This window comes from Bradyrhizobium sp. DOA1 (assembly GCF_001593325.1).
Lineage (GTDB): Bacteria > Pseudomonadota > Alphaproteobacteria > Rhizobiales > Xanthobacteraceae > Bradyrhizobium.
This window is the reverse complement of the sequence record NZ_JXJM01000001.1, coordinates 2,176,731-2,193,705: the sequence shown is the minus strand read 5'-3', so window position 1 is coordinate 2,193,705 and position 16,975 is coordinate 2,176,731. Positions and strand designations below refer to the sequence as shown.

General features: G+C 65.0%; 17 protein-coding genes. 11 read left to right on the top strand and 6 right to left on the bottom strand.

The window, feature by feature from the left end:
- Positions 1 to 208: 208 nt before the first annotated feature.
- The 4 genes from SE91_RS10290 (at position 209) to SE91_RS10275 (ending at position 5,326) form a co-directional block, all read left to right on the top strand.
- Positions 209 to 1,714, top strand: a complete 1,506-nt coding sequence (locus SE91_RS10290) for a M81 family metallopeptidase (protein ID WP_061847531.1) — start codon at positions 209 to 211, stop codon at positions 1,712 to 1,714.
- Between the two features lie 13 nt (positions 1,715 to 1,727).
- Positions 1,728 to 2,891 (top strand): M20 aminoacylase family protein, encoded by a 1,164-nt coding sequence (locus tag SE91_RS10285; protein WP_060736462.1) that lies wholly within the window; start codon positions 1,728 to 1,730, stop codon positions 2,889 to 2,891.
- Between the two features lie 2 nt (positions 2,892 to 2,893).
- The gene (locus tag SE91_RS10280; protein WP_061847530.1) at positions 2,894 to 4,315 is read left to right on the top strand and encodes an amidase; all 1,422 of its coding nucleotides are present in this window, start codon (positions 2,894 to 2,896) and stop codon (positions 4,313 to 4,315) included.
- Positions 4,316 to 4,435: 120 nt separating this feature from the next.
- Positions 4,436 to 5,326, top strand: a complete 891-nt coding sequence (locus SE91_RS10275) for a crotonase/enoyl-CoA hydratase family protein (protein ID WP_061847529.1) — start codon at positions 4,436 to 4,438, stop codon at positions 5,324 to 5,326.
- 129 nt (positions 5,327 to 5,455) lie between these two features.
- On the opposite strand, the gene SE91_RS10270 is transcribed toward SE91_RS10275, so the two are convergent.
- From SE91_RS10270 to SE91_RS10260, 3 genes are all read right to left on the bottom strand, one after another.
- A complete protein-coding gene (locus SE91_RS10270) occupies positions 5,456 to 6,433 on the bottom strand; it encodes an NADPH:quinone oxidoreductase family protein (RefSeq protein ID WP_061847528.1) in 978 nt (325 codons plus the stop codon).
- The gene (locus SE91_RS10265; RefSeq protein WP_061847527.1) at positions 6,433 to 7,041 is read right to left on the bottom strand and encodes a 2-hydroxychromene-2-carboxylate isomerase; all 609 of its coding nucleotides are present in this window, start codon (positions 7,039 to 7,041) and stop codon (positions 6,433 to 6,435) included. Before SE91_RS10265 ends, SE91_RS10270 begins: the two co-directional genes overlap by 1 nt.
- A 133-nt stretch (positions 7,042 to 7,174) precedes the next feature.
- Positions 7,175 to 7,876 (bottom strand): glutathione S-transferase N-terminal domain-containing protein, encoded by a 702-nt coding sequence (locus tag SE91_RS10260; protein ID WP_061851077.1) that lies wholly within the window; start codon positions 7,874 to 7,876, stop codon positions 7,175 to 7,177.
- 119 nt (positions 7,877 to 7,995) lie between these two features.
- On the opposite strand from SE91_RS10260, the gene SE91_RS10255 reads away from it, so the two are divergent.
- Entirely contained in the window at positions 7,996 to 9,018 is a 1,023-nt protein-coding gene (locus SE91_RS10255) for a methionine synthase (protein ID WP_061847526.1), read from the top strand.
- Between the two features lie 13 nt (positions 9,019 to 9,031).
- Here SE91_RS10255 and SE91_RS10250 read toward each other — a convergent pair whose 3' ends face one another.
- The 3 genes from SE91_RS10250 to SE91_RS10240 are packed head-to-tail and all read right to left on the bottom strand — an operon-like array spanning position 9,032 to position 11,019.
- A complete protein-coding gene (locus tag SE91_RS10250) occupies positions 9,032 to 9,694 on the bottom strand; it encodes a hypothetical protein (protein ID WP_061847525.1) in 663 nt (220 codons plus the stop codon).
- Positions 9,695 to 9,718: 24 nt separating this feature from the next.
- A complete protein-coding gene (gene gpt / locus SE91_RS10245; RefSeq protein ID WP_008562986.1) occupies positions 9,719 to 10,246 on the bottom strand; it encodes a xanthine phosphoribosyltransferase in 528 nt (175 codons plus the stop codon).
- Between the two features lie 35 nt (positions 10,247 to 10,281).
- On the bottom strand, positions 10,282 to 11,019 hold the full coding sequence (locus tag SE91_RS10240) for a competence/damage-inducible protein A (protein WP_061847524.1): 738 nt from the start codon (positions 11,017 to 11,019) through the stop codon (positions 10,282 to 10,284).
- A 277-nt stretch (positions 11,020 to 11,296) separates the two neighbouring features.
- On the opposite strand from SE91_RS10240, the gene SE91_RS10235 reads away from it, so the two are divergent.
- From SE91_RS10235 to SE91_RS10210, 6 genes are all read left to right on the top strand, one after another.
- The gene (locus tag SE91_RS10235; protein WP_061847523.1) at positions 11,297 to 12,715 is read left to right on the top strand and encodes a circularly permuted type 2 ATP-grasp protein; all 1,419 of its coding nucleotides are present in this window, start codon (positions 11,297 to 11,299) and stop codon (positions 12,713 to 12,715) included.
- 5 nt (positions 12,716 to 12,720) lie between these two features.
- A complete protein-coding gene (locus tag SE91_RS10230) occupies positions 12,721 to 13,665 on the top strand; it encodes an alpha-E domain-containing protein (protein ID WP_008563002.1) in 945 nt (314 codons plus the stop codon).
- Positions 13,666 to 13,860: 195 nt separating this feature from the next.
- Positions 13,861 to 14,709: a transglutaminase family protein gene (locus tag SE91_RS10225; protein ID WP_060736467.1), complete on the top strand. Its 849-nt coding sequence runs from the start codon at positions 13,861 to 13,863 to the stop codon at positions 14,707 to 14,709.
- Positions 14,710 to 14,777: 68 nt separating this feature from the next.
- Positions 14,778 to 15,185 (top strand): carboxymuconolactone decarboxylase family protein, encoded by a 408-nt coding sequence (locus SE91_RS10220; RefSeq protein ID WP_061847522.1) that lies wholly within the window; start codon positions 14,778 to 14,780, stop codon positions 15,183 to 15,185.
- A gap of 127 nt (positions 15,186 to 15,312) precedes the next feature.
- Positions 15,313 to 16,071: a proteasome-type protease gene (locus tag SE91_RS10215; RefSeq protein WP_008563017.1), complete on the top strand. Its 759-nt coding sequence runs from the start codon at positions 15,313 to 15,315 to the stop codon at positions 16,069 to 16,071.
- Between the two features lie 24 nt (positions 16,072 to 16,095).
- Positions 16,096 to 16,854: an SDR family oxidoreductase gene (locus SE91_RS10210; protein ID WP_061847521.1), complete on the top strand. Its 759-nt coding sequence runs from the start codon at positions 16,096 to 16,098 to the stop codon at positions 16,852 to 16,854.
- The last annotated feature ends 121 nt before the right edge of the window (positions 16,855 to 16,975 follow it).

Below are 16,975 nucleotides of genomic sequence, written 5' to 3'. Positions count from 1 at the left end.
CATCCTCGTCACTGCGAGCGTAGCGCAGCAATCCAGAATCCCTCGGCGGGAAGACTCTGGATTGCTTCGCTACGCTCGCAATGACGGTGTGCGCGGCACACATTCCCAAAACAGCTTGACCCTATGCGCGGCGCGATTGCTTCCTGTCTTGCCCTCGCCTCTTGGCCAAGGCTAACGTCGCGCACTTTCCAACGCTGGACTTGAATTGATGACACGTATCGCCGTCGGCGGCTTTCTGCACGAGACCAACACCTTCGCTCCGACGAAGGCGACGTTCGCGGACTTTCAGCATGGTGGCGGCTGGCCGGCGATGACTGAAGGCGCGGACGTGCTGAAGGTGATGCGGCGCATCAATGTCGGTCTGGCCGGCTTCGTCGAAAGCGCCGAGGCGAACGGCTGGGAACTCATCCCCACCATCGCCTGCGGTGCCAGCCCGTCGGCGCACGTCACCAAGGACGCCTTCGAGCGCATCGTGAAAGTGATTGTCGACGGCGTCGCGGCCGCCGGTCCGCTCGATGCGGTCTATCTCGACCTGCACGGCGCCATGGTGACCGAGCATCTCGACGATGGCGAGGGCGAGATCCTGGCGCGCGTGCGCCGCGTCATCGGCAAGGATGTTCCGCTGGTGGCCAGCCTCGACCTGCACGCCAACGTCACGCCCGAAATGATGGAACATGCCGACGCGCTGATCGCCTACCGCACCTATCCGCATGTTGACATGGCCGAGACCGGCCGAGCCTCCGCGCGGCATCTCGCACTGTTGCTGAAGACGAAGCAGCGCTTGGCAAAATCGTTCCGGCAATTGCCGTTCCTGATCCCGATCAGCTGGCAGTGCACCAACGATCAGCCCACCAAAGGCATCTATGAGAAGCTCGCCGCGCTTGAGAGCGATGCGGTTCCGACACTCTCTTTTGCGCCGGGCTTCCCCGCCGCCGATTTCCGCGATTGCGGGCCGAGCGTGTTTGCCTATGGGGCGACTCAAGCCGACGCCGACCGCGCCGCGGAGGCGATCGTCAAGCTGATCGAAAGCCACGAGAATGATTTCGACGGCAGGATCTGGTCGCCCGACGACGGTGTGCGTCATGCGATGGAACTGTCCAGGAACGCAAGCAAGCCGATCATCATCGCCGACACCCAGGACAATCCCGGCGCCGGCGGCGATTCCGACACGACCGGCATGCTGCGCGCGCTGGTGCGCAACAAGGCGAGCGCGGCCACCGGCGCGATCTACGATCCGGCCTCGGCCAAGGCGGCGCATGAGGCCGGCGTCGGCGCCACCGTGACGCTGTCGCTCGGCGGCAAATCCGGCATCCCCGGCGACGAGCCCTATACCGAAACCTTCGTCGTCGAGAAGCTCTCCGACGGCCGCTTCATCGCGCCCGGACCCTACTATGGCGGCCGCGAGATGGAGATGGGCCCCTCCGCGTGCCTGCGCATCGGCGATGTCCGCGTTGTCGTCTCCTCGCACAAGGCCCAGCTCGCCGACCAGGCGATGTACCGCTATGTCGGCATCGAGCCGACGCGCGAGAAGATTTTGGTCAACAAGAGCTCGGTGCATTTCCGCGCCGATTTCGAGCCGATCGCCGAAAAGCTGATGATCTGCGCCGCGCCCGGCGCCATGCCCGCCGACACCGCCACCCTGCCCTGGACGCGCCTGCGCCCGGGAATCCGCATCAAGCCGAACGGCCCCGTTTTCACGCCTCCCTCACGCTAACCGGACAGGACAGATGCCCACGATCGACCGCATCGACGGCTATGCCGACGAACTCACCGCCATCCGCCGCGACTTCCACGCCCATCCCGAGATCGGCTTCGAGGAAGTGCGCACCTCCGGCATCGTCGCCGACAAGCTGAAGAGCTGGGGCATCGAGGTGCATCGCGGTCTCGGCGGCACCGGCGTGATCGGCGTCATCAAGGGCAAGGGCACGGGCACCAAGCGCATCGGCTTGCGCGCCGACATGGACGCGCTGCCGATGGAAGAGAACACCAACCTGAAATGGAGCTCGAAGATTCCCGGCCGCTTCCACGGCTGCGGCCATGACGGCCACACCACGATGCTGCTCGGCACCGCGCGCTATCTCGCCGAGACCAGGAATTTCGACGGCACCGTGCACCTGATCTTCCAGCCGGCCGAGGAAGGCCTCGGCGGCGCCCGCGCCATGATCAAGGACGGGCTATTCGAGAAGTTTCCCTGCGACGAGCTTTACGGCCTGCACAACGCGCCCGACCTCAACCATGGCGAGATCGCGATCCTGCCTGGCCCGGCGATGGCGAGCGCCGACTTCTTCGACCTCCGTATCACCGGCTACGGCGCGCACGGCGCGATGCCCGAGCGCTCCAAGGACGCGGTGATCATCGCGACCACGCTGGCGCAGGCGATCCAGACCATCGTCAGCCGCAACGTCGAGCCGCTGCAGGCCGCGGTGGTGTCGATCACGCAGATCCACGCCGGTTCGGCCTACAACGTCATTCCCGGCGACGCACATCTCTGCGGCACCATCCGCACCTTCTCGAAGGAAGTTCGTACCCTGGTCAGCGAACGCATCCGCACCATCTGCGCCGGCATCGCCAGCGCCTACCAATGCGTGATCGACGTCGACATCCGCGACACTTTCAACGTGCTGGTCAACCAGGTCGAGCAGTCCAAGGTGGTCGAGGACGTCGCGCGCACCATCGTCGATCCCGCCAACGTGATCACGCGCGCCCAGCCGAAGATGGGCAGCGAGGATTTCGCCGACATGCTGGAGACCATCCCCGGCGCCTATTTCTGGGTCGGCCACGATGGCTCGGTGCCCGTGCACAATCCCGGCTTCGTGCTCGACGACAAGATCCTGCCGATCGGCGCCAGCATGTTTGCCCGCATCATCGAGACCCGGATGCCGGTAGGTTAGCAATGCATAAGAAGAGCGTCGAAGAGGCAGTTACCTCGCTGCACGATCTGTCCGCGGTCGACCTGATCGCGGGCTATCGCGCCAAGCAATTCTCGCCGAGCGAGGTGCTTGAGGACGTGCTCACACACGTCGCTGCGTGGGAACCGCATCTGAAGGCGCTCTATGCATTCGATCCCGATGGCGCGCGCGAGGCCGCCAAGGCCTCGACCGCACGTTGGAACGGCGGCGAGCCGTCCGGCGCGCTCGACGGCGTGCCTGTGACGGTGAAGGACAATATCGCGACCAAGGGCGTGCCGGTGCCGCTCGGCGCGGCCAGCGTCAAGCTCGTGCCGGCCGAGAAGGACGCACCGCCCGCCGCGCGGCTGCGCGAAGCCGGCGCGATCATTTTCGCGAAAACCACCATGCCCGATTACGGCATGCTGTCGTCCGGGCTCTCCAGCTTCCACGCGCTCGCGCGCAACCCCTGGGATCTCGCCAAGAACCCCGGCGGCTCCAGCGCGGGCGCCGGCGCCGCCGCTGCGGCCGGCTATGGACCGCTGCATCTCGGCACCGATATCGGCGGCTCGGTGCGCCTGCCCGCCGGCTGGTGTGGCCTCGTCGGTTTGAAACCGAGCTTCGGCCGCGTACCGATCGACCCGACCTATGTCGGCCGCGTTGCAGGTCCCATGACCCGCACGGTAGACGATTGCGCGCTGATGATGAGCGTGATCGCAAAGCCCGACCGGCGCGACGGCATGAGCCTGCCCGCCGAGCCGCTCAACTGGAAAGGATTGGAAAAGTCGCCGCGCAAGCTGCGCATCGGCCTGATGCTCGATCCCGGCGTCGGCCTGCCGCTGGAGAAGCCGGTGCGCGAGATCGCGGTGAAGGCGGCGAAGGCGTTCGAATCCGCCGGCGCCGTCGTGACGGAGGTCGACGGCATCCTCACCCGCGCGATGCTCGACGGCCTCGACAATTTCTGGCGCGCGCGGATGTGGGACGATCTGTCGAAGCTGACGCGGGCCGAGCAGGAAAAGGTGCTGCCCTATATCTTCACATGGGGCGAGTCCGGCGCCAAGCTGTCGGGCCTCGACGTCCTCCGCGGCTTCAACCAGACCATGGCGATCCGCGCCGCAGCGGGAAAGCTGTTCTGCGAACTCGACTATGTGATCTCGCCGACCGCACCGAACGTGAACTATCCGGCGGAATGGGCTTCGCCCACCAACGATCCGATGAAGCCGTTCGAGCACATCGTCTATACCGTGCCGTGGAATATGTCGGAGAATCCTGCGGTCTCCGTCAATGGCGGCTTCGATGCCAAGGGCTTTCCCATCGGTGTGCAGATCGTCGGCCGCCGCTTCGACGATATCGGCGTGCTCGGCATGGCCAAGGCATTCGAGGGCCTGCGCGGCGCGCAGCGGCCCTGGCCGAACCCGCCGGCGAAGTAGCGTCTGAGCACAAGCGCGGGCTCGCCCCGCGCATCCATCCTCTTCGAGAAAGATGGATCGCCGGGTCAAGCCCGGCAATGACAGAATTGTTTCAAAGAATGACAGGGAAGGAAACCCACCATGGCGTATGAGACGATCAAATACGAGGTCGCCGAGCAGATCCTCACCATCACGCTGAACCGGCCCGACAAGCTCAACGCCTTCAACGCGCAGATGCAGAGCGAGTTGATCGACGCGTTCGACGCCGCCGACAAGGACGACAATGTCCGCGCCATCATCGTCACCGGCGCCGGCCGCGGCTTTTGCGCGGGCGCCGATCTCTCCTCGGGTGCCGACACGTTCGACCGCGACGCGCGGCGCGGGCCGGTGAATCGCCTCGCCGACGGCAAGGTCGATTACAGCGATCCGCAGGTGCGCGACGGCGGCGGCCAGGTGACCTTGCGCATCTTCAAATGCCTCAAGCCGGTGATCGCGGCGGTGAACGGCCCGGCGGTCGGCATCGGCGTCACCATGCAGCTGGCGATGGACATCCGCATCGCCTCGGATGCCGCCCGGTTCGGCTTCGTGTTCTCCCAGCGTGGCATCGTGCCCGAGGCGGCATCGAGCTGGTTCCTGCCGCGCATCGTCGGCATCTCGCAGGCGCTGGAATGGTGCTATTCCGGCCGCGTCTTCCCGGCGCAGGAAGCGCTTGCCGGACGCCTCGTCAGCAAGGTCGTCGCGCCTGATGATCTGCTGCCGACCGCCCGCGCGCTCGCCAAGGAATTTGCCGCAAAGACCGCGCCGGTCTCGGTGGCGCTGATCCGCCAGATGATGTGGCGCATGATGGGCGCCGACGATCCGATGGAGGCCCACAAGGTCGATAGCCGCGGCATCTATGCACGGGGCCGCTCGGACGACGTCAAGGAAGGCGTGGTGTCGTTCCTGGAGAAACGTCCAGCGCAGTTCAAGAACAAGGTGTCGACCGATATGCCGGATTATTTCCCGTGGTGGACGGAGCGGGAGTACAAGTGACGCGAGGGGCCCGTCCTCCGTTCACCGCTGTCATCACCCGCGAAGGCGGGTGATCCAGTATTCCACCAGCGTCAATTGTCACGACCGCTGGTGATTACTGGATGCCCCGCCTTCGCGGGGCATGACAACTCACTCCATCACCAGCGCCACTCGCCCGATCGCCTTGCGGTCGAGCAACAGCCGCATCGCCTTTGCATAATCTTCCAGCGGCAGGCGGTGCGAGACGTTCGGGCGCAGCTTGCCCTCCTCCGCCCATTGCAAGAGCGCTTTCAAGCGCACCTCGCCGAGCCCAGGGTTCTTTCGCACGGCTTCGCCGGCGCGCACGCCCAGCACGCTGGCGCCCTTGATCAGCAACAGATTAGTCTTGGCCGAGCCGATGCCGCCGGTGAAACCGATCACCAGGAGCCGCGCGCCCCAGGCGATGCAGCGCATCGAATCCTCGAAGACCTGACCGCCGACGGGATCGAACACGACGTCGGCGCCGCGGCCGTCCGTGATGCGCTTGACGGCGTCGCGAAACGGCTCGCGATCGTAGCGGACGAGATGATCGGCGCCGCGCGATTTGGCGATCGCAAGCTTCTCGTCGCTGGAGGCAGTCGCGATCACGGTCGCGCCCAGCATCTTGCCGATCTCGACGGCGGCAAGACCGACACCGCCGCCCGCGCCGTGCACCAGCAGCACCTCGCCGGGCTCGACCCGCCCGCGGTCGATCAGCGCATGATAGGCGGTGCCGTGGCCGGCGAGATAGGTCGCGGCCTCCGCATAATCGAACGTCGACGGCATCGGGGTGAGCTGCGACGGCATCACCACCGCTTCGTCGGTGAAGGCGCCGTGGCGCATCTTGACGATGACCTTGTCGCCGACGGTAACGCCGCTTGCCTCCGCACCCACTTCGGTGACGTCGCCGGCGGCTTCCATGCCCGGCGTGAACGGCAGCTCCGGCTTGAGCTGATATTCGCCGGCAGCCATCAGCACGTCCGGAAAGTTCAGCCCGGCGGCGCGAACCGCGACGCGCACCTCGCCCGGCTTCAACGCGCGCGAGGGAAACTCTTCCAGCCGCAATGTCTCGGGCGCGCCGAGTGCACGACAGACGACGGCCCGCACCATCAGGCTGCACTCGCCTTGCGGCGCAGAAGCGCCTCGCGGATCAGCGGCATGCGGTCATTGCCGAAATACATGTCGGTCTTGCCGACGAAGATCGTCGGCGAACCGAAGCCGCCACGGGCCACGACCTCCTCGGTATTGGCCTTAAGCTGATCCTTGATGCCCTGCTCTGCGATCCCGGCGAAGAACTTCTGCTCGTCGATACCGACTTTCCTGCAGATCTCGGCCAGCACCGCGTCCTGCGAGATGTCCTTGTCCGCGCCCCAATAGGCCTCAAACACGGCGGTAGCGAACGGCACCATGTCTTGACCGAGCCAGATGCAGCCGCGCATGGCTTTCACGCTGTTCACGGGAAACACCGTCGGCGGCATCTTGATCGCAAGTCCCGCAGAGCGCGCCCAGTCATCGAGGTCCTTCTTCATGTAGCGCGCCTTCAGCGGCACCGGCTTCTCACGCTGGGCGTAGACGCTCGGATTGACCGTGTTGAAGATGCCGCCGACCAGGATCGGCCGCCAGACGATCTCCGCGCCGAGCTCCTTCGCGAGCGGCTGGATGTTGTGGAAGGCGAGGTATGTCCAGGGGCTGGAGCAGTCGAAGAAGAATTCGATCATGGCGTTTCCTTTACTGACGGACCTCATCCTGAGGAGGCCGCGGAGCGGCCGTCTCGAAGGATGGCCAGGGTGACGGTCGGGCCTTCATGGTTCGAGACGCGCCTGCGGCGCTCCTCACCATGAGGAACGGGCACTAACGCTTACCCAGCACTTCCTTCGCACGCTGGCCGAACATGATCTTGCGTGATTCCTCGTCGAACGGCTCCTTGACGAATTTTCCGATCGCAAGGCCCGCCTGCACCTGCGGCCGGGCACGCACCGCGGCATACCAGCGCTTCACGTTCGGGTAGTCGTCGAGCGTAAAGCCTTGCGCCTTGTGGGTCATGGTCCAGGGAAAGCAGGCGATGTCGGCGATCGAGTAGTCGCCGGCGACATAGGCGCCGGTCTTGCCTAGCTGCCGGTCGAGCACGCCGTAGAGCCGCGCCGCCTCGTCGCGGTAGCGCTCGATGGCATAGGGGATTTTTTCTGCCGCGTAGAGCGCGAAATGGCCGTGTTGCCCGAGCATCGGCCCGAGGCCAGCCATCTGCCACATCACCCATTGAATGGTGGTAGAGCGGCCGCGCAGGTCCGTGGGTAAGAAACGGCCGGTCTTCTCCGCCAGATAGATCAGGATCGCGCCGGTCTCGAATGCCGAGAACGCCGCGCCGCCATCCGCGGGCGCGTGGTCGACGATCGCAGGGATGCGGTTGTTGGGGGAGATCGCCAGAAACTCGGGGCTGAATTGCTCGCCGGCGCGGATGTTGACGGACTTCACCGTGTAGGGAAGCCCGAGTTCCTCCAGCATGATCGAGACTTTCCAGCCGTTCGGCGTCGGCGCGTAATAGAGCTCGATCATGGCCTTTCCCTTGCGCGTCCCTGTCACTGCCGCCAGCCAATGACGACTTTTGTTGTTCTGTACCTCGACGTTAGGACATGGCAGGAAGGGGCGCAACACAACCTGCCGGGAGGGCCGCCATGCTGTTTCCAACCACGATCGCCGGCTCCTTGCCGAAGCCGGAATGGCTCGCCGAGCCCAACATGCTGTGGGCGCCCTGGAAGTCGCAAGGCGAGGAGCTTCTCCACGCCAAGCGCGACGCGACGCTGATCTGGCTGAAGATCCAGGAGGACGCAGGCATCGACATCGTCACCGAGGGCGAGCAGGCCCGCCAGCATTTCGTGCACGGCTTCCTGGAGAAGGTCGAAGGCATCGACTTCGCTCACAAGGTCGAGATGGGCATCCGCAAGGACCGCTACAAGGCGATGGTGCCGCAGGTGGTCGCCCCGCTCCGCCTCAAGGGACGCGTTCACGCCGACGAGGCTCGCGTTGCGCGCTCGCACACCAAGAAGAAGCTGAAGTTCACCCTGCCAGGCCCGATGACGATCATCGACACCATCGCCGACCGCTACTATGGCGACCGCGTCAAGATGGCGTTCGCGTTCGCCGAGCTCCTGAACGAGGAAGCCAAGGCGCTGCAGGCCGATGGGGTCGACCTCGTGCAGTTCGACGAGCCAGCCTTCAACGTCTACATGGACGAGGTTAACGACTGGGGCATCAAGGCGTTGGAGCGCGCCGCGCAGGGCCTGACCTGCACCACCGCCGTTCACATCTGCTATGGCTACGGCATCAAGGCCAACACCGACTGGAAGGAAACGCTCGGCAGCCAGTGGCGGCAGTACGAGCAGATTTTCCCGGCGATCGATGCGAGCCCGATCCAGCAAGTCGCGATCGAGTGCCGCAATTCGAAGGTGCCGCTCGACTTGTTGGCTTTGCTCAAGACCAAAGTCGTGCAGGCCGGCGTGATCGACGTCGCCAGCGACACGGTCGAGACGGCCGAGGACGTCGTGAAAGTGATCGACGCGGTGTCGAAATTCGTCCCCAAGAGCAACATCATCGCCACCACCAATTGCGGCATGGCGCCGATGCGGCGCGAGATCGCCGAGGCGAAGCTGATGGCGCTCGGCGCCGGGGCGGCGCTGGCACGCGAGAAGCTGCGGTGACGGCCGGGCTGCGCTAGGCCATCGCCGTCGGATGCAGCACCGACGCGTAGCCGGCCCTTAATGTGCGCAATGTCGAGGGCGGCGTCAGCAGCGCCGCCTCGCTAGGCTCACGCTCGACCGCGCTATAGCCCGCCGGTGACCACAACAGCACCCTGCCCTGCGCCACCAGAAAGCACTCCTCGCCCTGCTGCACCATGGCGCCGTCGGGCAGATCTGCGAGCGGCACTGGCAGCGGGTGCAATCGCTTGCGGCCGCGGTCGAGACGCTCCCGATGCAGCACGGCGTCCATCGCCTTCGCGCTGACGCCGCTTGCGCCATTCCCCGCTTCCCACGCCGCGCGGAAACGTTTGGCGTCGTCGCGGCGGCAGAAGAAGCAGGGACGATGGCCCGCGGCAAAGGCGGTGGCCTCGTCAAGGAAAAACAGCTCGGTCCAGCTCCGGCGCGCCATCACCGGGCGACGCCAGCCGCGGAATTCGCACAGGCAGGTAATCCAGGCCGGCGACGACCAGCGCTTCTTTAGCAGCGTCTTCGTGGCGGGATCGTGGATGATGCCGCGATTGCCGGTGAACAGGCCGCGATGCGGTGTTGCGATGATGTCGCCGGTGGGCGTGACGCGGTTTTGCAATGGGCGAGCAGCGACTAGCGAATTGCGAGTGGCGGGGCTCCTACTCACCATTCGCTACTCGCCATTCGCCGTTGCTCAAGCCGCCCCGTCGCGCAGCGGCGGGTGGTAGGACAGCGCGGTGTCCCAGGGGAAGAAGATCCAGGTGTCCTGCGAGACCTCCGTGATGAAGGTATCGACCAGCGGACGGCCCATCGGCTTGGCGTAGACGGTGGCGAAATGCGCATCGGGCAGCATCTCGCGCACCAGCTTGCCGGTCTTGCCGGTGTCGACGAGGTCGTCGACGATCAACAGGCCCTTCCCGGTGCCGCCGCCGAGCTTCATCGCCGCCTCGGAGATTCCCTTGAGGACCTGGAGATCGCCCTGCTTGTTGTGATCGTAGCTGGCGATGCAGACCGTATCGATTACGCGCACGCCAAGCTCGCGCGCCACGATCGCGGCCGGCACCAGGCCGCCGCGCGTGATCGCGATCACCGCATGGAACGGGCCGACCTCGTTGAGCCGCCAGGTCAGCGCCCGGCAATCCCGGTGGAACTGGTCCCATGAGACCGGGAAGGCCTTGCCCGCCCGCTCCTGCGCGCTGAGTTCCGGTGCTTCGCCCGCCATTGTCGTCTCCTGCTTCGTCCGTCGGCCGTCAGGTGCTAGCGGCTGACGTTCAATCCCGCCAGCATTTCCTTCACCGCCGCCATCGCAGCCGCGAGCTTCTCCGCATCGCGCGAGCGCACCACGAGATTGGTGTTGGGCCTCGAGTCCTCGTCCATGAACGGATAGCTGCCGATGATGGTGTCGGGATGGGCTTCTGCGATCGCGCGCAGCGGGCTGCCGATGTCGCCTTCCCTGGCATTGGCGCGGACCGATTCGGAGAGCATGCGCACGCCCGATTTCAGCTTGGGGGAGACGATGTCCATCATCGCCTGCATGATCGAGGGCACGCCGGCCATCACGATGACATTGCCGATCTTGAAGCCGGGCGCGAGGATGGTCGCGCTCTGGATCAGCTCGGCACCGTCGGGGATGCGGGCCATGCGCAGGCGGGCCTCGTTGAGGTCCTGCTCGCTCCAGCGCTCGCGGAAGCGGGCGACCACCTCCGGATGATGATCGATGCCGACACCGAACGCCTTGGCGACGCTGTCGGCGGTGATGTCGTCATGGGTCGGGCCGATGCCGCCGGTGGTGAACACATAGGTGTAGCGATGCCGCAGCGCATCCAACGCGGCGATGATGTCGGCCTCGTCGTCGGAGACGACGCGGACCTCCTTCAGGTCGATGCCGATATTGGTCAGATAGTCGGCGATGAAGCCGATATTCTTGTCCTTGGTCCGGCCCGACAGGATTTCGTCCCCAATGACCAGAATGCCCGCCGTGACGATCTCGCTCATAAAACTGTCCCTCACCTGTGGCGCCGACTTTGCCGAGGTAACGCTTTGAAGTCACGCGGTTTTGCTGACGAAGTAAGCAGTCCTCAGCCATTTTTTCAGGCACGCCGCCAGCCGTCCCCGGCAAATGCCCATCCTCCATGCTTATCGCGCTGGCCCGGCCCTTGCTACCACATGAAAGTCATGCACTCTTGCCGCATGGACCCGGACGTTACGGCCTTCACTAGGGCTCGGCGGCCTGTCCAATGACGCAACGCCTTGCGGAGACAAGTCGGGATCTATGGCAGTCGCGTTTGATGAAATGAACATTCCCGGCGGGGACCTTCGCCCCGCCTATCAGGAGCTGGCACGCTGGCTCAAGGAGACGCCTCCCGAGGCGCTCGAATATCGCCGCCAGGAAGCCGAGCTCCTGTTCCGCCGCATCGGCATCACCTTCGCCGTCTACGGCGATTCCGAATCCACCGAACGCCTGATCCCCTTCGACGTGATTCCGCGGATCATGTCCGGCAAGGAATGGACGCTGCTGGAAAAGGGCCTGAAGCAGCGCGTGCGGGCGCTGAACATGTTCCTGCGCGACATCTATCACGGCCGCGACATCCTGCGCGCCGAGATCGTGCCCGACGATCTGATCTTCCAGAACCCGGTCTTTCGCCCCGAGATGAACGGCCAGCAGGTGCCGCACGACGTCTATGTGCACATCGCCGGCATCGACATCGTCCGGGTCGACGCCGAAGATTTCATCGTGCTGGAGGACAACGCCCGCACGCCGTCCGGCGTGTCCTACATGCTGGAAAACCGCGAGATCATGATGCGGCTGTTTCCGGATCTGTTCGCCCGCCACAAGGTGGCGCCGGTCGAGCGCTATCCGGACGAGCTGCTCGCGGCCTTGCGTTCGGTGGCGCCGCAAAGCGCATCCGGCGAGCCGACGGTCGCCCTGCTCACGCCCGGCGTCTACAACTCGGCCTATTACGAGCACTCGTTTCTGGCCGACAAGCTCGGCATCGAACTGGTCGAAGGGCGCGACCTCATCGTCAAGAACAACGAAGTGTTCATGCGGACGACGGAAGGGCTGAAACGGGTCGACGTGATCTATCGCCGTGTCGACGACGACTTCCTCGATCCCCTCACCTTCCGTCCCGATTCCGTGCTTGGCGTGCCCGGGCTGATGTCGGCCTATGCAGCCGGCAACATCACGCTCGCCAATGCCGTCGGCACCGGCATCGCCGACGACAAGGCGATCTACTCCTACATGCCTGACATCGTGAAGTTCTATCTCGGCGAGGAGCCGATCCTGAAGAACGTGCCGACCTGGCGCTGCCGCGAGCCGAAGGACCTCGCCTATGTGCTGGACAACTTAAGCGAGCTCGTCGTCAAGGAAGTGCACGGCTCCGGCGGTTACGGCATGCTGATCGGCCCGGCTGCGACCAAGGCGACGATCGAAGCCTTCCGCGAGAAGCTCAAACGCGAGCCGGAAGGCTTCATCGCGCAGCCGACGCTGGCGCTCTCGACCTGCCCGACCTGCACGGCATCAGGCCTTGCGCCGCGCCATGTCGACTTAAGGCCCTTCGTGCTCACCGGCAGCAAGCGCACCACCATCGTGCCAGGCGGCCTGACACGCGTCGCGCTGAAGGAAGGGTCCCTGGTGGTCAATTCCAGCCAGGGCGGCGGCACCAAAGACACCTGGATCCTGGACGAGTAGAGCGAATGCTGTCGCGTACTGCCGAAAACCTCTACTGGCTCGCCCGCTACGTCGAACGTGCAGAGTATCTGGCGCGCACCATCGATGCGACCTTGCGCGTCACTGCGCTGCCCGCCGCCTATATCGGCAAGACCAATGAATGGGACTCGGCGCTGCTCACCGCCGGCGTCGCCGGCAGCTTCTATCAGCAATATGAGGAAGCCAACGAGCACAACGTCGTCGACTATCTCTCCTTCTCGGCCAACAATCCGTCCTCGATCAGGAACTGCATCGAGGCGGCGCGGCTGAACTCGCGCTCGGTGCGCACCGCGCTCACCAGCGAAATGTGGGACACCATCAACTCGGCCTGGATCGAGCTTCAGGCGGTCTGGAGCAAGGGCACCTCGACGCGCGAGGATCTCGCGAAATTCCTGCGCTTCGTGCAGGAGACTTCGCTGCGCTTCGACGGCTCGGCCTACCGGACCATGCTGCGCAATGACGCCTACTGGTTCTCGCGGATGGGCGTGCATCTCGAGCGCGCCGACAACACCGCGCGCATCCTGGATGTGAAGTATCACGTGCTCCTGCCCGAGGAAGAGCACGTCGGCGGCCCGCTCGATTTCTATCAGTGGAGCTCGATCCTGCGCTCGGTCTCGGCACTCACCGCCTATCACTGGGTCTATCGCGAGACGCTGAAGCCGTGGCTGATCGCGGATCTGCTCATCCTCAACGACACGCTGCCGCGCTCGCTCGCAAGCTGCTACGGCAACCTCGTGCGCAACCTCGACCAGATCGGCGTCGCCTACGGCCGCCAGGGCCCCGCCCAGCGCCACGCCCGCGGCATCCGCAACCGGCTGGAACACAGCAATATGAACGACATTTTCCAGCATGGCGTGCATGAATTCATTCAGGAATTCATCGCGGACAATTCCAGGCTGGGCGAAATCATCACGAAGCAGTATTTGATCTGATGTCACCCGACTGACGACATGGGATGCCGTCATGGCCGGGCAACAACGCGAAGCGCGTCTTCGCGCTAGATGTCCCGGCCATCCACGTTCTTGCTTTCGCGGTGAGGAAGAGCGTGGATGCCCCGGGACAAGCCCGGGCACGACGAGCTTCTTTGCGGCGGCAGTCGGGCCTAACAACCAACGACACGGTCCACCATGCGCCTGCGAATCCAGCACACCACGACCTATCGCTACGAGCCGCCGGCCACCAGCGTGATCCAGATCTTGCGTATGACGCCCGGCAGCCATGACGGGCAATATGTGGCGGAATGGCAGATCGACGTCTCCACGGACACCAAGCTCGACACGCATGAGGATGCGTTCGGCAACGTCACCCATGTGCTGTCCTGCGGACCCGTCGGCGACATCCAGATCATCGCCGAGGGCTTGATCGAGACCCACGACACCGGCGGCGTGCTGCGCGGCGCGGACGAGCGCTTCCCGGCCGGCATGTTTCTGCGCCAGACCGACCTGACCTCCGTCAATCCGGCGATGCTGGCGGTCGCGCGGCAGTTGCGCAGCGAGGCCGAGAGCGACACGCTCGGCTTCCTGCACACGCTGATGACCGAGATCAGCGATCACATGACCTTCGACGAGGACCCGACCAACAGCGGGACCTCCGCGGCCGAGGCGTTCGCGCTCAAGCGCGGCGTCTGCCAGGATTACGCGCACATCTTCATTGCTTGCGCCCGCAGCGGCGGCGTGCCAGCGCGTTTCGTCTCCGGGCACTTCCTGCGGTCGGACGGCACGGTGCACCAGGACGCAGGCCATGCCTGGGCCGAAGCCTACGTGCCCGATCTGGGCTGGATCGGGTTCGATCCCGCCAACAGCATCTGCGCCACCGACGCCCATGTCCGCGTCGCGATCGGGCTCGACTATCTCGGCGCCGCGCCCGTGCGCGGCACCCGCTATGGCGGCGGCACGGAGACGCTGACGGTGGCAGTCAAGGTCGAGCAGGCCGGCCGCGGCGGGCAGTCGCAATCACAATCGCAGTCGCAGGGCTAGGCACAGCCGTCCGATCGCATGCGCTGTGTTACACTCGTCGGGATCAGATCTGCCCCGCGAGGTACCCCATGGCAACCGTCAAGCTGCTTTCGGACGACGAACTCTCTCCAGAAGCGCCCGCCGTTTTCGACGACATCCGCAAGGTGCGGAAGTCGGATTTCGTCAACAACTTCTGGCGCGCGCTGGCGCACGATCCGAAGACGCTACGGCGAACCTGGGAGAGCATCAAGGAGGTGATGGCACCAGGCGCGCTCGATCCCAAGGTCAAGGAGATGCTCTACGTTGCGGTTTCGATCGCGCATGGCTGCAGCTATTGCATCCATTCTCAAACCGCCGCTGCGCGGGCCAAGGGCATGACCGAGGCCGAATATGGCGAGTTGCTCGCCATCGTCGGCATGGCCGCGGAGACGAACCGGCTGGTCACGGCGCTCGGCGTGCCGGTCGATGAGGCGTTTCTCGTGGACGGGGCGGACTGAGCGACAAAGCAAGCGGCATTCCGGGCGCGACGAAGTCGCGAGCCCGGAACGACGGCCGGGAATCGGGGGTTGGACCGGCCGGCGAAATTGGCTAGTAATTCCGCACAAACGCGTTCGGGGACTGCAAATGACCTATTGCTGCGGAATCCTGGTTCGGGACGGTCTGGTGATGATCGCCGATACCCGCACCAATGCCGGCCTCGACAACGTCTCGACCTTCCGCAAGCTGCACATCTTCTCCAAGCCCGGCGAGCGCATCATGGCGATCGCCAGCGCTGGCAACCTCGCCATCAGCCAGTCGGTGCTCTCCACGCTGACCGAGGGCCTCGAGGATCCCAACACGGGCGAGCTCGAGACGCTGATGAACGCGCCGACCATGTTCCAGGCGGCCCAGCGCATCGGCCGTGCGATCCGGGCGGTGCACGCCACCGAGGGACCGGCGCTGAAATCCGAGGACGTCTCCTTCGACGTCTCCTTCCTGTTCGGCGGCCAGATCAAGGGCTCCCGGATGCGCCTGTTCATGGTCTACACCGCCGGCAATTTCATCGAGTGCACCACCGACACGCCGTACCTGCAGATCGGCGAGCACAAATACGGCAAGCCGGTGCTCGACCGCGCCATGCACTATGACGTCGAGCTCTATGAGGCGCTGAAGACCGGCCTGATCTCGATGGATTCGACCATGCGCTCCAATCTCGGTGTCGGCCTGCCGATCGACGTGCTGGTGGTGCGGAGCGACGCCTGCGAGGCCGATCTCAACCACCGCATCGAGGCGGGCGAGCCCTATTTCCACGATCTGCGCTCGCGCTGGTCGGCGGCGCTGCGCGCCGCGCATCAGAACATTCCACGGCCGCCCTACAAGAACGACAAAGAACCCAAAACCTGACAGCATCAGAAAAGGCAGGAAACGATGAGTGAAGCAAAGAAGATTGCATTGGTGACGGGCGCCGGCACCGGTGTCGGACGTGCCGCGTCCCTCGCACTGATGAACACCGGCTTCACCGTGGTGCTCACAGGCCGCCGGCTCGACATGTTGGAGGAGACCGCGAAGCTCGGCCCCGCGGGCAAAAGCCTCTGCGTCACCGCCGACATGACCAAGCCGGAGTCCATCGCCGCGCTGTTCGACAAGGTGAAGGCGACCTACGGCCGGCTCGACGTGCTGTTCAACAATGCCGGCATGGGCGCGCCCGCCGTGAACTTCGAGGATCTCAGCCTGGAACAGTGGCAGGCGGTGGTGAACACCAACCTCACCGGCCCGTTCCTGTGCACCCAGCACGCCTTCCGCATCATGAAGGACCAGACCCCGCGCGGCGGCCGCATCATCAACAACGGCTCGATCTCGGCGCATGCGCCGCGGCCGTTCTCGGCGGCCTACACCTCGACCAAGCACGCCATCACCGGCCTGACCAAGGCCTCCAACCTCGATGGCCGGATGTATGACATCGCGGTTGGCCAAGTCGACATCGGCAATGCCGCAACGCCGATGACGGACCGCATGGTCAACGGCCCCGGCGTGCTGCAGCCCGACGGCACCACCAAGCACGAGCCGCGCATGGACGCCAAGGCGGTCGGCGATGCCGTCGCCTACATGGCCGGCCTGCCGCTCGATGCCAACGTGCTGACCATGACGGTGATGGCGACCAAGATGCCCTTCGTGGGGCGGGGCTAGCTGATCGTGTGCCCCGGACGCAGCGCGGCAGACATGACGCGCTGCTGAGCCGGGGCCCGTCTCTCGCCGACGTCGCTCGCGGTTACATGGGTCCCGGCTCAGCGGCGCGTCGCTTGCGCGC

What these genes read in the sequence shown, in the direction of transcription:
- SE91_RS10290 (WP_061847531.1), top strand. Translation starts at nt 209, where the DNA reads ATGACACGTATCGCCGTCGGCGGCTTTCTGCACGAGACCAACACCTTC.
- SE91_RS10285 (WP_060736462.1), top strand. Translation starts at nt 1,728, where the DNA reads ATGCCCACGATCGACCGCATCGACGGCTATGCCGACGAACTCACCGCC.
- SE91_RS10280 (WP_061847530.1), top strand. Translation starts at nt 2,894, where the DNA reads ATGCATAAGAAGAGCGTCGAAGAGGCAGTTACCTCGCTGCACGATCTG.
- SE91_RS10275 (WP_061847529.1), top strand. Translation starts at nt 4,436, where the DNA reads ATGGCGTATGAGACGATCAAATACGAGGTCGCCGAGCAGATCCTCACC.
- SE91_RS10270 (WP_061847528.1), bottom strand. Translation starts at nt 6,433, where the DNA reads ATGGTGCGGGCCGTCGTCTGTCGTGCACTCGGCGCGCCCGAGACATTG.
- SE91_RS10265 (WP_061847527.1), bottom strand. Translation starts at nt 7,041, where the DNA reads ATGATCGAATTCTTCTTCGACTGCTCCAGCCCCTGGACATACCTCGCC.
- SE91_RS10260 (WP_061851077.1), bottom strand. Translation starts at nt 7,876, where the DNA reads ATGATCGAGCTCTATTACGCGCCGACGCCGAACGGCTGGAAAGTCTCG.
- SE91_RS10255 (WP_061847526.1), top strand. Translation starts at nt 7,996, where the DNA reads ATGCTGTTTCCAACCACGATCGCCGGCTCCTTGCCGAAGCCGGAATGG.
- SE91_RS10250 (WP_061847525.1), bottom strand. Translation starts at nt 9,694, where the DNA reads ATGGTGAGTAGGAGCCCCGCCACTCGCAATTCGCTAGTCGCTGCTCGC.
- gpt (WP_008562986.1), bottom strand. Translation starts at nt 10,246, where the DNA reads ATGGCGGGCGAAGCACCGGAACTCAGCGCGCAGGAGCGGGCGGGCAAG.
- SE91_RS10240 (WP_061847524.1), bottom strand. Translation starts at nt 11,019, where the DNA reads ATGAGCGAGATCGTCACGGCGGGCATTCTGGTCATTGGGGACGAAATC.
- SE91_RS10235 (WP_061847523.1), top strand. Translation starts at nt 11,297, where the DNA reads ATGGCAGTCGCGTTTGATGAAATGAACATTCCCGGCGGGGACCTTCGC.
- SE91_RS10230 (WP_008563002.1), top strand. Translation starts at nt 12,721, where the DNA reads ATGCTGTCGCGTACTGCCGAAAACCTCTACTGGCTCGCCCGCTACGTC.
- SE91_RS10225 (WP_060736467.1), top strand. Translation starts at nt 13,861, where the DNA reads ATGCGCCTGCGAATCCAGCACACCACGACCTATCGCTACGAGCCGCCG.
- SE91_RS10220 (WP_061847522.1), top strand. Translation starts at nt 14,778, where the DNA reads ATGGCAACCGTCAAGCTGCTTTCGGACGACGAACTCTCTCCAGAAGCG.
- SE91_RS10215 (WP_008563017.1), top strand. Translation starts at nt 15,313, where the DNA reads ATGACCTATTGCTGCGGAATCCTGGTTCGGGACGGTCTGGTGATGATC.
- SE91_RS10210 (WP_061847521.1), top strand. Translation starts at nt 16,096, where the DNA reads ATGAGTGAAGCAAAGAAGATTGCATTGGTGACGGGCGCCGGCACCGGT.